The organism is Paenibacillus sp. TAB_01, assembly GCF_043945595.1.
Taxonomy (GTDB): Bacteria; Bacillota; Bacilli; order Paenibacillales; family NBRC-103111; genus Paenibacillus_S.
Genome location: NZ_JBIFNP010000001.1, coordinates 3,717,301 through 3,729,521, shown reverse-complemented (window position 1 = coordinate 3,729,521; position 12,221 = coordinate 3,717,301). Strand labels below are relative to the sequence as shown.

The 12,221-nt window shown below is 52.9% G+C and carries 13 protein-coding genes; 12 read left to right on the top strand and 1 reads right to left on the bottom strand.

What is annotated here, in order from left to right:
- Positions 1-35: 35 nt before the first annotated feature.
- The 12 genes from ACHHV8_RS17980 (at position 36) to ACHHV8_RS17925 (ending at position 10,775) form a co-directional block, all read left to right on the top strand.
- Positions 36-737 carry a YoaK family protein gene (locus ACHHV8_RS17980; protein ID WP_395160241.1) on the top strand — a complete coding sequence of 234 codons (702 nt, stop codon included), beginning with the start codon at positions 36-38 and terminating at the stop codon, positions 735-737.
- 551 nt (positions 738-1,288) lie between these two features.
- Positions 1,289-1,456, top strand: a complete 168-nt coding sequence (locus ACHHV8_RS17975; RefSeq protein ID WP_395160239.1) for a GapA-binding peptide SR1P — start codon at positions 1,289-1,291, stop codon at positions 1,454-1,456.
- A gap of 172 nt (positions 1,457-1,628) precedes the next feature.
- On the top strand, positions 1,629-3,203 hold the full coding sequence (locus ACHHV8_RS17970) for a spore germination protein (RefSeq protein WP_395160237.1): 1,575 nt from the start codon (positions 1,629-1,631) through the stop codon (positions 3,201-3,203).
- A 5-nt stretch (positions 3,204-3,208) separates the two neighbouring features.
- On the top strand, positions 3,209-4,276 hold the full coding sequence (locus ACHHV8_RS17965; protein ID WP_395160235.1) for a Ger(x)C family spore germination protein: 1,068 nt from the start codon (positions 3,209-3,211) through the stop codon (positions 4,274-4,276).
- 137 nt (positions 4,277-4,413) lie between these two features.
- Entirely contained in the window at positions 4,414-4,656 is a 243-nt protein-coding gene (locus ACHHV8_RS17960; protein ID WP_395160233.1) for a hypothetical protein, read from the top strand.
- A gap of 30 nt (positions 4,657-4,686) precedes the next feature.
- Positions 4,687-5,793, top strand: a complete 1,107-nt coding sequence (locus ACHHV8_RS17955) for a GerAB/ArcD/ProY family transporter (RefSeq protein ID WP_395160231.1) — start codon at positions 4,687-4,689, stop codon at positions 5,791-5,793.
- A 98-nt stretch (positions 5,794-5,891) separates the two neighbouring features.
- On the top strand, positions 5,892-6,578 hold the full coding sequence (locus tag ACHHV8_RS17950) for a LysM peptidoglycan-binding domain-containing protein (protein WP_395160229.1): 687 nt from the start codon (positions 5,892-5,894) through the stop codon (positions 6,576-6,578).
- Positions 6,491-7,408 (top strand): glycosyl hydrolase family 18 protein, encoded by a 918-nt coding sequence (locus tag ACHHV8_RS17945; protein ID WP_395160227.1) that lies wholly within the window; start codon positions 6,491-6,493, stop codon positions 7,406-7,408. The genes ACHHV8_RS17950 and ACHHV8_RS17945 overlap by 88 nt, the downstream gene beginning before the upstream one ends.
- Before the next feature lie 151 nt (positions 7,409-7,559).
- The gene (locus ACHHV8_RS17940) at positions 7,560-8,576 is read left to right on the top strand and encodes a DUF1835 domain-containing protein (protein ID WP_395160225.1); all 1,017 of its coding nucleotides are present in this window, start codon (positions 7,560-7,562) and stop codon (positions 8,574-8,576) included.
- 109 nt (positions 8,577-8,685) lie between these two features.
- Positions 8,686-8,970 carry a YciI family protein gene (locus ACHHV8_RS17935; protein WP_395160223.1) on the top strand — a complete coding sequence of 95 codons (285 nt, stop codon included), beginning with the start codon at positions 8,686-8,688 and terminating at the stop codon, positions 8,968-8,970.
- A gap of 152 nt (positions 8,971-9,122) precedes the next feature.
- Positions 9,123-9,893: an SDR family NAD(P)-dependent oxidoreductase gene (locus tag ACHHV8_RS17930; RefSeq protein ID WP_395160221.1), complete on the top strand. Its 771-nt coding sequence runs from the start codon at positions 9,123-9,125 to the stop codon at positions 9,891-9,893.
- Positions 9,894-9,932: 39 nt separating this feature from the next.
- Positions 9,933-10,775, top strand: a complete 843-nt coding sequence (locus tag ACHHV8_RS17925; protein WP_395160219.1) for an MBL fold metallo-hydrolase — start codon at positions 9,933-9,935, stop codon at positions 10,773-10,775.
- A 59-nt stretch (positions 10,776-10,834) separates the two neighbouring features.
- On the opposite strand, the gene ACHHV8_RS17920 is transcribed toward ACHHV8_RS17925, so the two are convergent.
- Positions 10,835-12,064 (bottom strand): MFS transporter, encoded by a 1,230-nt coding sequence (locus ACHHV8_RS17920; RefSeq protein WP_395160217.1) that lies wholly within the window; start codon positions 12,062-12,064, stop codon positions 10,835-10,837.
- Positions 12,065-12,221 lie beyond the last annotated feature (157 nt).

Here is a 12,221-nt window from a genome sequence, read left to right as displayed (position 1 = left end):
ATGCTGGATTGTATTTGTTGAAGGGAGTGTGTAGGATGTATATGCAAACGTCTCGGAATGCCATTTTGCTGCTGCTCTGCTTTGTCTCCGGCATTGTGGACGTCATTGGTTACCAGGGATTGGGACATGTGTTTACGGCCAATATGACGGGAAATATTGTGCTCATGGGGATGGCGATCGGACAGGCTGAAGGGCTTGCCGTGCTGCGTACCCTAGTGGCCTTGGCCGGCTTTATCGCGGGGACGGCGATCGCGGCCGTCATGATCGGCGCGGGGAAAGAGAAGCTGTTCTGGCCTAAACCCGTCACTGCCGCCTTAAGTGCGGAGGCCTTTTTTCTTCTGTTATTCGCTATCGGGTCGATGCTGCACCCTGCAAACTACAGCGTCTATTTTCTCATCATTGTTCTGAGCACGGCTATGGGGATGCAGACTACCGCTGCGCGGAGGCTGGGCATCGCTGGCATTTCGACGACCGTGCTGACGAATAACCTGGCCAACGTCATCGAGGATGCCATGCACCAGCTTCGCGCCCTGCGCAAGAAGGAGCGTCAATTTACGTTCAACCAGGAGTCCTTGCTGCGTCTGCTGGCGATCCTCATTTACTGCCTCGGAGCGGTGGCTGCAGCCGCGGCGGAGCCATTTTTCCCGGTTGCGCTGCTTTGGCTGCCGGTTCTTTTACTTGCGGTCGTTCTGGCGATTGTTTACAGGTTTCCGGCCGCCGTCAAGGCGGAAGCTTAGGCTTCCTTGAAGCAAATGCAAATAAGACGCTTTTTATGCTTAGCATAGGGAGCGTCTTTTTATATAGTGTGCACTAAATTTGCAGAATGAAAAAAAATTAGTAAAAAATTCATTTTTATATATACAAAATCACATATATGATATACAATATAAATAAATAATACATAATATATCACGGGATGCTCTTGAAAAGTTCCATTTCAGGCATGAAAGGAGCGATGAAGCATACTGCCATCGGGGCTTCGGAAGGGCTCATGGCCGCGCTAGAGGACGAACAGGGATCTGATGTTGAAGATGAGGGTCGGTTCATTGGATGACCCGAGAACAACCGTCTGCTTTTGCCCGGTATCCTGCACGACGAGTCCGGTTAGTTTGAGAGCGCTTCACCCAAAGGGATAGCAGTGCTGCTTCCATCGTCCGTGATAGGCGTTCCCATTAACATGGTTATGCAGGAGCTGATGAAAGTATTAGCATGATGCAATAAGCAGTAGGCTTACATAAGCCGAGTAGCTGAACTGATACATCTGATTAACGGAAAGGGTGGATCTAGTATGGAAAACTCCCCGGTTAGCTTGGATTTAGGTGTCATTATCTGCAAGCACTGCGAGACGGAGATCGGTACCTTCGATTCGGAAAAGGTCATGACCTACTACTCGGATTGTCAGGAGCAGGAATGCTTAGCCAAACGCGAGCAGAAGGAACGGGAATCGGTCCGTTAAATTATATAGTTGGAGCAGGAGCAGGCAGCCCGATCGGGCTGTCTTTTTTTGTTTATATATGGGCTGCGCGATTTACTGTAAGCCAATGCCTGACTTCCATAGCATGAATTGGAAGATAGAAAAAGGGAATAGTAACATATGCGGTTTCCATTAACGGGAAGGAGACGAATGCATGTGGAAATGGTGGCTTCACCATAAAAGATCGCTCCGCAGTCCGGCGGATCAAGGGATGTCTGCATATGAAGCAGCTTCGGATCCTGAGGCGCTTTCGCCGATCCCGGCCGATTTGCAAACGGCCCGCAGGCAGGTTGAGGCTGTGTTCAGCGATTGCGAGGATGTCGTTTTATTAGAGTGGAGGTACGGTCCCGGACTTGCAAATAAAGCTTTTTCGGTCTATTTTCATACCTTGGTCCAAACCAAAGAGCTGAATTATATGAAAGCTTCGCTGCAGGATCTTGTCACTCATGAGGTTGGTCCGGGAACGACGGTAACGCCGGAGGAGCTTATCTCTTTCTTTGAGCACCAAGGAGTTTCGTCCCAATCGGCTCACCTCGTGGACCATTTTCAAACTGCCGTCAGTAAAGTGATGAACGGCAATATCGTCATTTTCTTTGACGGGTGGGACAAGGCGCTAGCTTATTACGCCAACGATACAATGGGCAGACAGATTACGGAGCCGATTACGGAGCCCGTTGTCCAGGGGCCTCATATGAGCTTTGTCGAGGATCTGGTCAAAAACATCGGCCTCCTCCGGGGACTGCTGAAAACCCCCAGGTTAAAGATGGAGATGTTTACCGTCGGCAAAGTAGCGCAGCGGGACGTCGCCTTCGGCTATCTGGAAGGCATTGTCCGGCCTTCCGTACTGGCGGAGTTCAAGAGTCGCATCGCCGGCATCGGTCCGGAGGAAATTACGGAAACCTCCTTTCTGGAGGATTGGATCGGAGAATCCATGTATACGCCGTTTCCTCAGGTCCGGTATACCGAAAGGCCGGATTCGGTGGTATCCAGCTTATTGGCCGGCAAAATCGTCGTGTTGATGAGCGGTACGCCAACTACGTTAATTTGTCCCTGCAATTTTTTTGAATTTTTCTCCTCAAGCGAAGATTTTTATCATCGTACGATTTACTCTTCCGTCATCCGCATCCTTCGCATGATCGCGTTTAGTATGGCTTTTATGCTGCCCAGCACTTATATTGCCCTCTCGACCTTCCATTCCGAGCTGCTGCCGACGGTACTGCTGCTTACGATTCTGGATACGAGGGAGGGGATTCCGTTTCCGGCTTTTCTGGAGGCGCTGCTGATGGAGTTTTTCTTCGAGGTGCTGCGGGAGGCCGGCATTCGCATGCCGCGGCCCATCGGCTCCGCTGTAAGCATTGTGGGCGCGCTCGTCATTGGCCAAGCGGCCATCCAGGCGAAGATAGCTTCTCCTGTGATGGTGATAGTCGTCGCGTTAACGGGGATCGCGTCCTTTGCTCTGCCCCAGTACAATTTGTCGACGGCGATCCGCATCCTGAGATTTCCGCTGATGGTGTTGGCTGCAACGCTGGGCGGTCTGGGGATCATGATCGGATTTTTGCTGACACTGCTCCATTTAACCTGCATGAGGTCGCTTGGCGATCCGTACCTGGCTCCGATGGCGCCGCTCGATTTCAAGAAATTCAGAGAGGTATTTATTTTGCCGCCGAGGTATCGGCTGGCCCGGTCCGTGGAGAAAGGGGGAGCCGCCGATTCTGAGGAAAGAGAGTGAGATTGATGAAAATCCGGTTGTCGATCCTTACGGGCATCGCTTGCCTGCCGCTTTTGACGGGATGCGGAGATAAAGCCGAGCTCACGGAATACGGATTTGTACAGGCTGTGGCGCTGGATCAAGCGCCGGACGGCGGGGTAAGGCTGACGACGCATTTTTACAATCCGTCCAGCAGCGGGGGTGATCCCAGCGTGCCGAATAAACCGTCCTCCAAGGGACTTAATATTACGACGGAGGACGATACCGTATTCGAGGCGATCCGGGACATTCCGATTCATTTCGGGCGGAAGGCGAAGTGGGATCATATGCGCATCATCCTGATCAGCGAGGAGCTGGCCAAAAGCCGGAAGGTCAGCGAAATGCTCGATTTTTTCTCGCGCGACCACGAGCCCAGAGCTACCGTTCATGTGCTTATTTGCAAAGGAAAGGCCAAGGATTACTTGAGCATTCAGCCGTTTATCGAGTACACGATCGGTCAGCAGCTCAAGCGGATCGAAGAATTCGTCATCCGGTACACGGCCAAAACGACCAGTACGCCGCTTTTGGATCTCGCCATCCAACTGAAGAACGAAACCAAAATCGCTCTGCTTCCTTATGCCTACCATAATGATAAGAATAATGAATTATCTATTGCGGGAACCGCGATTCTTAAAGAAGGTAAGCTGGTGACCGTTGTGTCGCCGACAGATACCCAAAGCCTTTTGATGCTGATTAATAAATACGACCGGGGGATTTACGAGTTCCCTTGTACGGGTACGGCCGCCGACGAGGAGCACCCGATCAGCAAAGAATCGCTGGAAGTGATGCTTGTTAAATCGAAAGCGATCCCTTCGGTCACGCAGGATTCGGTAAAGGTTGCCGTCCATATAGAAATGAGGGCGGCGGTAGGCGAACTGCGCTGCAGCTCGCTCCAGACGAGGGAGGATCAGCAGGCGTTCGAGCAATCGATTCTTCGGACGCTGCATGCGGATTTACAGAAATTCATCGCATCGCTGCAAAAGAAACAGCTGGATGCGCTCGGCATCGGCAATAAGCTGTACCGGTTCGTCCCCGTCTGTATGGAAGCAGCTTAAGCCCGATTGGGACAACCGGTTTGCCCAAAGCCAATTCGACATTCAGATCAAGCTGGACATCTTGAATACCGGGATGGAGGCGGGAACGCCTTTCTCGAAATAAAAAGAGCGGTTTACCCTAATGGAGTGATGCGTCTGTGGTAGTAAGAGCTTTGCTTATTATTATATTGACGGGTGTTTTATTTGCTTATGATTACCGGTTATGGAAGTCAGGCAAGCGCAAGGATCGGATCGTCTACGCTTTACTGACGATTCCGGCCGTTTATTTGGCGATTATTTACGTAACAGGCGTAGATTGGCCGAATCTGGACGATTTTGCCGAGCTTGGGGTAGGACGCGCAGCTAAAAGCATTGTTAATGCGATTAAGCTTCCTTCCTGATGAAGCCATGCCGGATAAAGGAGTGATTGGATGAGAACGAATCAACCCGTTAGCGCTTTTCAGCTGTCCATGCTGTATTTGGCATATGGGACAGGTTCGGCGATCGTCAATATTCCGGCTCCTATTGCGGAAGCCGCCGGGAACAGCGCCTGGCTTTCCGTGATTTTCGGCTGTATGGCGGGCATGCTGCCGCTCGGCTGTCTCCTGTACATCTCAAAGCGCTCACCGGACCTGGATCTGCTGACGTGGAGCAGGGAGGTGCTGGGCGTTTGGCTTACGAAAGCTTTCAGCGTGCTGCTGCTTTTCGGACTCTGCTGGATGCTGCCTGCGATTGTGATGGGGATCGGCGCTTTTTTTAAAAGCACCATGCTCAAAAATACGCCTTCTTCCGTCATTCAAGGCCTCTTTTTCTTCATGGCCGTGCTTACCGTAAGAGCGGGCTTGGAGGTGATGGCCCGTATGTTCCTCGTGCTGACCACCTCCATGCTCGTATTTATTTTCGTCGTCCTCCTGATGACGGCGCCGAATTATCATCCCGAGCTGCTGCTGCCCATCATGCCGGACGGAATCAAGCCGATGCTGCACGGCATGTATATGGCCTACGGTTTTCCCTTCTCGGAATGCGGCCTGTTTACGATGCTGCTTCCGTTTGTCCGCAAGGACGAGCAGGGGAAAGGGAGGAAGCAGCTGTTGATCTCCTATGCTGCGGTCGGCCTTATTCTTTCCTTTTCCGTCTTCTGCACCATCATGGCCGAAGGGCCTATTGCAGGCCAGCTCAAGTATTCCTTGTACCAGCTGGCACGCTTGATTTACGTTCAGGAAATTTTCGAACGGGTGGAATCGGTGATCGGATTTTCACTAATCGCCGGATCGTACATGAAAGCTTCTATTGTTCTGTTCGTCATGGCGCAGGTATGGGCGAAGCTGTTTTCGCTGGACGATCCCCGGTTAGCTGTCGGCCCGCTTGCTTTTATCTGTTTCCTGCTTTCGGTTACGATGTACAGCAATGAATCGGAATTCGTGGCCGGAGTGAACGTGACTTGGCCTCTCTTAAACAATATTGCTTTTAATATCCCTCTATTGGTCATCGCGGCAGCGACCTTATGCAAGAGACCGAGCAAAAAACCGGCAGGCTGAGGCAGTCTGCCTACAGAAAAAATCTTTTCCGCTGTCCCTTCTTCTGGGCGTCGTGCATACGATGGTAATACGATGCTGTACAGAGGAGCGGAATAAAAGTGATCATTTATGTGGTTCACCCTGGAGATTCATTGTTTTTGATTGCCCAAAGATACGGGGTCACCGTGCAAGCCCTGATCAAGGCGAACCGGCTGATTTCCAACAAGCTGGCTATAGGGCAGCGCCTGTTTATTCCGGTTTCGGCGCCTGTGGAATATACCGTAAAATCGGGGGACACGCTCTATCATATCGCCAACAGATACGATACGACGATAGAAGCTATCATGCTGCTGAATGATTTGAAGTCGCCCGATTTGTCGATTGGACAAAAGCTGATTATTCCCGTCTATACGGAATTCATTATTCAAGTGAATACAGCCAACCTTCGCGGCTATGCAAGCACGCAGGCACCCATTGCGGGCAAAATCGACCGCGGCGCGAGACTGCCTGTGACAGGGATTATGGGGAATTGGATAAAAGTCAGGTTATATGACGGGCGTACGGCCTGGACGCACCGGACGAACGGACGGCTGGTCCCCACAGCGGAGAGCAGCCCATCGAAGAGGTTTTCGCTTTCTACACGGAGCAAGAGAGCGCCACGCTGCCAAGCTCTTACGATTCGTTTGTCAGGAATACCTCCGAGCTATCCAATACGGGGATGTTCCATTTTCGCATCTCAAGGGAGCATCCGACGCAGATTGAGAAGTTTCCGGCTTCGTTCACAGATGACTACATGCGGGAGGTGATCGCATTCGGTCACCGGCATAATATCAAGATGCTGCCTACTCTGCATAACCTGCTGTATGAATCGGGGAAACCGAGCGTCAACCAGGATGTCATTCATGAAATGCTGGATTCCGAAGAGACGAGGAGCACATTTATAGAAGAGATTGTCGGGCTTATTCAGGCGTACGGCTTTGACGGCATCAATATCGATTTCGAGGATGTGCGCTACGAGGACAGGGAGAAGCTGTCGGCTTTTTATACGGAACTGGGCCGCGTCATGAAGGAGCACGGTTATTACTATTCCGTAGATGTTCCGTCCAAAACGTCGGAGGATCCGTCGAACCTGTTCTCGGCCCCATTTGATTACCGGCTGATCGGGAGGGTCGCCGACGATTTCGTTCTGATGCTGTACAATGAGCACGGCTGGCCGGGAAGCGGTCCGGGGCCCGTTGTATCGATCGATTGGATGGAAAGCGTCGTCGGGTATGCGGTAACCCAGATGCCTGCGGGCAAAATTACGGCGGCTTTATCCGTCTTCGGCTTTGATTTTAACCTGAGAACGAATAGAAGCAAGTATTCCACCTACGACATGGCGATGAATTTAGCGAAGAAGTACGGCAAGGACATTATTTTCGATGAAAAGACGCAAACGCCCATGTTCGCTTACACGGATGAGAACGGAGATCCGCACGAGGTCTGGTTCGAGAATGCAAGGAGCATTCAGGCGAAGATGGAGCTTGCCCACCGGATGGGTATTCGCGGAATAGCACTATGGCGGCTAGGCATGGAGGACCCGGCCATATGGCCAATGATGGCCGATAATTTTGTCATCAGCAAAAGCATGATATGAGTATAGCCGTCAAAGAGCCTCGAGCATGCCGGATTTTCGGTAAGCTTGGGCTCTTTTTGCCGGTTGACCTGGGAAAAGAAGGGAAGCTATTGTAAAATGGGGCTATGCTGCTAATACATATCCGCCCTTATTGGGAGAAAGGAGCAGCCAGGTGCACAGCTTCGAGAAGGAGATTGACGAGCTTCGCCCATGGGAGCTCAGGCGTTTTGTCCTGGCGCTTCTTGAGCAGACGGAGGCGTCCGCGGAAGGGACGAGCACGCCGCTGCTGCAGCGGTGGGAGGAAACCCTCGCTTCCGCCCGTCAAAGTCAACAGGAGGAAGAGGCGCGCAGAGATCAGGTTCACCTCGTATTCAGTCAGTCCGATGCCGGTGCGATGAAGGTGGCGCTCAGCAATCTGGGCAGAAGGCTGGAGAGCAGGGTGCTGGCCTTCGATACTCTTTTTTCCCTCGGCCCGTTGGATGCGCTGGAGGAAACGGAAGGCCAGCAGCGCCGCAATCATTGGTTTATAGAGCGGTTTCCATGTTATTTGCACTACAGCTTTCATCATCGCGAGCATCAGATTGGAGCCATGCTTACCACTCTTGCAGACATTCCGGCAGAGAAGCGGATTACGATCTGGCACTACGACAATGCCCATGACCAGACAGCGCTGAGGTTCGTACTGCATCTGCTTAGGCATAAGCGCAATCCGATCCGGATTGTCAATGGAACCCGTGCCTACGCATCTATGGCGCAATCAGGCGATCCGGGGCAAGAGCCGATTGCCCAGGGGGAGATTCCATTTGAATCGCTGCAGGCAATCGTGCAGGGAAGCGATGCGCTTCCGCTGCTGACGGAGCGGGAGAGAAGGCGGTTCGAGGCGGAGTGGCTGGAGCTTTCCGGTGCCGGAAGCACGCTGAGAATATGGAGGGACGGGGCCATTCAGCATGTCCCTGAGCATTATTTTGATGAGCCGCTCCTCGCGCTTATAGACCGGCTGCAGTCGGAGCTCCAGGACGCTTCATTCGTCCATGCAGGCCGTGCGGCAGGCGAAGCGCTCATGCAGTGGAAGCAGCTGGTGGGAGACTCGTTCATCGACTACCGGCTGTGGACCTTAATCGGCCAAGGCAGGCTCCAATTCCAAGGACTTCCCGGAGCGCTGTTTCGTTACCGGATCAGACGAGCTTAGACATCGTGCGGATATGGATGGCAAACTCCAGGCAATCCATGATAGTATAGACGTATGTCGCTGAATTGGAGACAACTTCCTATTTGATTAGAATGGAGACGAGAAACGGATGAAGTATTTTGCAGTTTTTTTACCGATGAAGGATCAGCAAAAAAGCCAGGAGTACCGCCAGCAGCATCTGGATTACTTGGCGCAGCGGAACAGCGAAGGGAAAATTTTTGCCAGAGGCCGTTTTGTTGACGGCGCCGGCGGTCTTGTCGTGTATATTGCGGAATCGGAGCAGGAAGTACAGCAATGGGTGGGCCAGGACCCTTATGTAGCTCTGGGAGCCAGAGGATTTGAAATTCACGAGTGGGATCTTGTGACGGATGCGGTTCTGCCGTCGAAGTTTTAGCATAAGTAAGTTCTGCACGGAAGGGACTGCCTTTAAATTTCAAAGGGCGGTTCCTTTGCTGCAGCGCAAGCCTGCCGGGAAACAAATTAGATGCATCGGAAAGCGGATGTGTAAGCGCTTTTTCGATTGTTCAATAGGAGGAGCTGCAGTTTATGGGAGAGCGTTTGAGAGATAAAGCCATCGTCATTACAGGGGCGACACGCGGAATCGGTAAAGGCATTGCCATGAAATGCGCCGAGGAAGGCGCCCGGCTCGTTCTGAACGGAATCCATGAGGAGGAAGGACGGCAGACCGCCCAAGAGCTTAAGCAAGCATACGGGACGGAGGCTGTCTTCCTGCACGCCGATATTCGCAGCGAGGAGGCCTGCCGCCAGCTGATTGAAGAGGCCGTCCGCCGGTTCGGCCGGTTGGACGGACTGGTGAACAATGCGGGAATTTACCCCAGTTCATCCCTAGTGGATACGACCGAAGAGCTGTACGATACGATTATGGACGTCAATGTAAAAGGTGCCTTTTTCTGCACCAAGCATGCGGTTCAGGCGATGCTGTCCACCGGCGGCGGATCCATTGTCCATATGGGCTCCTTGAACGGCTATAAGGGGGCGAAGGATCTCGCCGCCTATTCCTGCTCCAAAGGGGCGCTGCTTACGCTAAGCCGTCACATCGCGCACAATTATATGAGAGACCATATCCGCTCCAACTGGATTACCGTCGGCTGGGTTGCTTCCGAAGGGGAAATAGAGGTTCATCAGAGCATGGGGAAGAACGCCGAAGAGCTGATCAGCCGGGCGGAAAGCTATGTACCGAGCGGACGCATGCAGACTCCGGAGGACATGGCCCACGGGGCGGTATACTTGCTCTCCGAGGAATCCAGTCAGGTGACGGGGACGGAGCTTACCATTTCAGGCGGTCTGGGTGTGTAACCCCGGAGCGCAACGATAAGAGGAAAGGGGTACATATCATTGACAACCATTCATAAACATCGCACCGGCGACGATCTGGTCCGCGAGGTGGCTGCGACCAAGGTTCCTTATGGCATGCTCGCGCTGTGGTTTATCGGCCAATGCGGCATCATTGTAAAGGGAGGGGAGACGGTTCTTTATATCGACCCGTACCTGGACCCTTCGCCGAGCCGCAGCTTCGATCCGCCGTTTGCGCCGGATAAGATAGCGGACGGCAGCTATGTGCTGATTACCCATGAGCATTCGGATCATCTCGATAAACGGACGATTCAGGCGCTGGCCGCCTCGAAGCCGGACATTCGCTATATGGCGCCGGGCTGCTGCCGCGAAATGCTGCTGGAGCTTGGCGTGTCTGACGATCACATCGTGACGGCCCGAACGGATGAATGGAGAAGCGAAGCGGGCTTTCGTGTGAAGCCTCTTCCATCCGCGCATGAGGAGCTGGAGTACGATCCCGAGCTCGGCTACCGCTGTGTCGGATACGTACTGGAGATGAACGGCGTCAAGATGTATCACGCAGGCGATACGATCGTTTATCCGGGTCTGGTTGAGTCGCTTCAGGCCGAGGCGATCGAATTAGGTCTGCTGCCGATTAACGGACGCGATGTGTTCCGGAATGCCAAAAACATTATCGGCAATATGAATTTCAGGGAAGCCGCCGAGCTGGCTGTCGCGGCCGGGTTCGAAACGGTGATCCCGCTGCACTACGATATGTTCCAGGGGAATTCAGAGCATCCGGGCTATTTCGTCGACTATCTATATGAACGCCATCCGCTGCAGAAGAGCCATGTCATGGCACGCTTCGAGCGGTTCATCTACGTTTCCGCTTCGGCTTTGGAATAAGAAGACTCGAAGGAAGGCTGCCGAAAGAGCTGCTCAATGAACAATTGGTATAGCTGATCTTATGCGCTCGGAGAATGCGAGCTTTCGTTGGGTGAGGCTTTCCCTGAGACCAGGGCGAAGCGCGGAACCTTCAACAGCACGGCCACCAGCAGCAGAAGGGTTCCGTTCATTGCAAAAACGAATGGAATGGACAGCTGGGTTGCCATCAGCCCGCCGATCAGCGAACCGATGAGAAGGCCGAATTGGTTGGCCGACTGATTGAGGCCGAAGGCCCGGCTGCGGAAGCCCGGGTCGGTATATTTGGCGATCAGGGCGTTAAGCGCAGGAAACACCCCTGCAAAGAACAGACCGTACACAAACCGAAGCGAGCCGAATCCGATCAGGCTGTGAAAGCCAATTTGGAGCAAACTCCCGATTCCCCCGCCCAGCAGACCGATAAACAGCACCTTCTCGTAACCGATCCGCGCGCCGATCTTACCCCATCGCGGAGCGGCGATTAAAGCGGCTACGCCGACCGCGGAGAAAATAATGCCGGCATGCAGCGAGGCCGTGGAGGAATCCGAGCCGAGCTTCAGCACATAGATCGTTAACAGCGGCTCCAAAATCATAATCGATGTGGAGGTCACGAATACGACCAGCAGCGCCAGCATCAGCTTGCGGTTAGAAACGGCTGCCTTCAAATCCTGCGTAACCGAGGAACGCCTGCCCTCCGATTTATTGAAGGAAGGCTCTTTTACCCAAAGCAGTGCAATGATAAAAGCGATGAATACGAGGGTTCCGGCAACGAAAAAGGTATCGCGAGGGCCGATCAGATGGCTCACGAAGCCGCCGACCAGCGGTCCCATGATGGAAGCGGCGGCGCTGGCCGTCGAAATGATGCCTAAGGCATAGCCGACATGCTTTTCCGGCGTATTGGTTGCAACCAGAGCGATGGCGGACGGTATGTAGCCGGCGAGCAGGCCTTCCAGAATGCGGACGGCAATCAGTTCGTAAGGATTTTGTACAATGAAATACAGGAAGTAAGCCAAGGATAAGCAAAAGCCGGCGCGCAGCATCATCAGCTTTCGCCCGTATTTATCGGCAACCGAGCCCCAGAACGGCGCGATCAGGGAGCTGGAGAGAAAGGTTAATGCAAAGATGACCCCTGTCCATGCCTCCAAGTGATCATTAACCCCCAGATCGTCCTGCAAGAAGATGGATAGGAACGGGATGGAGACCGAATAAGCCATGCTGACTAGAAAGGCGCCGATCCACAGCACGAATAGATTGCGTTTCCAAGAATAAGCCAAAAGGGAAGCACTTCCTTTTTATGTTTTATCGTTCGCAGCGTCTGTTCTATCATAACACTAAAGCGTGCCGATCCTTGATAAAGTATACTTTTCAGCCGATAAAATGTTTTTGGGTATCATATTTGCCCATGCGAAGCGGGGATAACAGCCGTATACC

What these genes read in the sequence shown, in the direction of transcription:
- ACHHV8_RS17945 (WP_395160227.1), top strand. Translation starts at nt 6,491, where the DNA reads ATGTTCCATTTTCGCATCTCAAGGGAGCATCCGACGCAGATTGAGAAG.
- ACHHV8_RS17980 (WP_395160241.1), top strand. Translation starts at nt 36, where the DNA reads ATGTATATGCAAACGTCTCGGAATGCCATTTTGCTGCTGCTCTGCTTT.
- ACHHV8_RS17955 (WP_395160231.1), top strand. Translation starts at nt 4,687, where the DNA reads ATGAGAACGAATCAACCCGTTAGCGCTTTTCAGCTGTCCATGCTGTAT.
- ACHHV8_RS17935 (WP_395160223.1), top strand. Translation starts at nt 8,686, where the DNA reads ATGAAGTATTTTGCAGTTTTTTTACCGATGAAGGATCAGCAAAAAAGC.
- ACHHV8_RS17975 (WP_395160239.1), top strand. Translation starts at nt 1,289, where the DNA reads ATGGAAAACTCCCCGGTTAGCTTGGATTTAGGTGTCATTATCTGCAAG.
- ACHHV8_RS17930 (WP_395160221.1), top strand. Translation starts at nt 9,123, where the DNA reads ATGGGAGAGCGTTTGAGAGATAAAGCCATCGTCATTACAGGGGCGACA.
- ACHHV8_RS17965 (WP_395160235.1), top strand. Translation starts at nt 3,209, where the DNA reads ATGAAAATCCGGTTGTCGATCCTTACGGGCATCGCTTGCCTGCCGCTT.
- ACHHV8_RS17970 (WP_395160237.1), top strand. Translation starts at nt 1,629, where the DNA reads ATGTGGAAATGGTGGCTTCACCATAAAAGATCGCTCCGCAGTCCGGCG.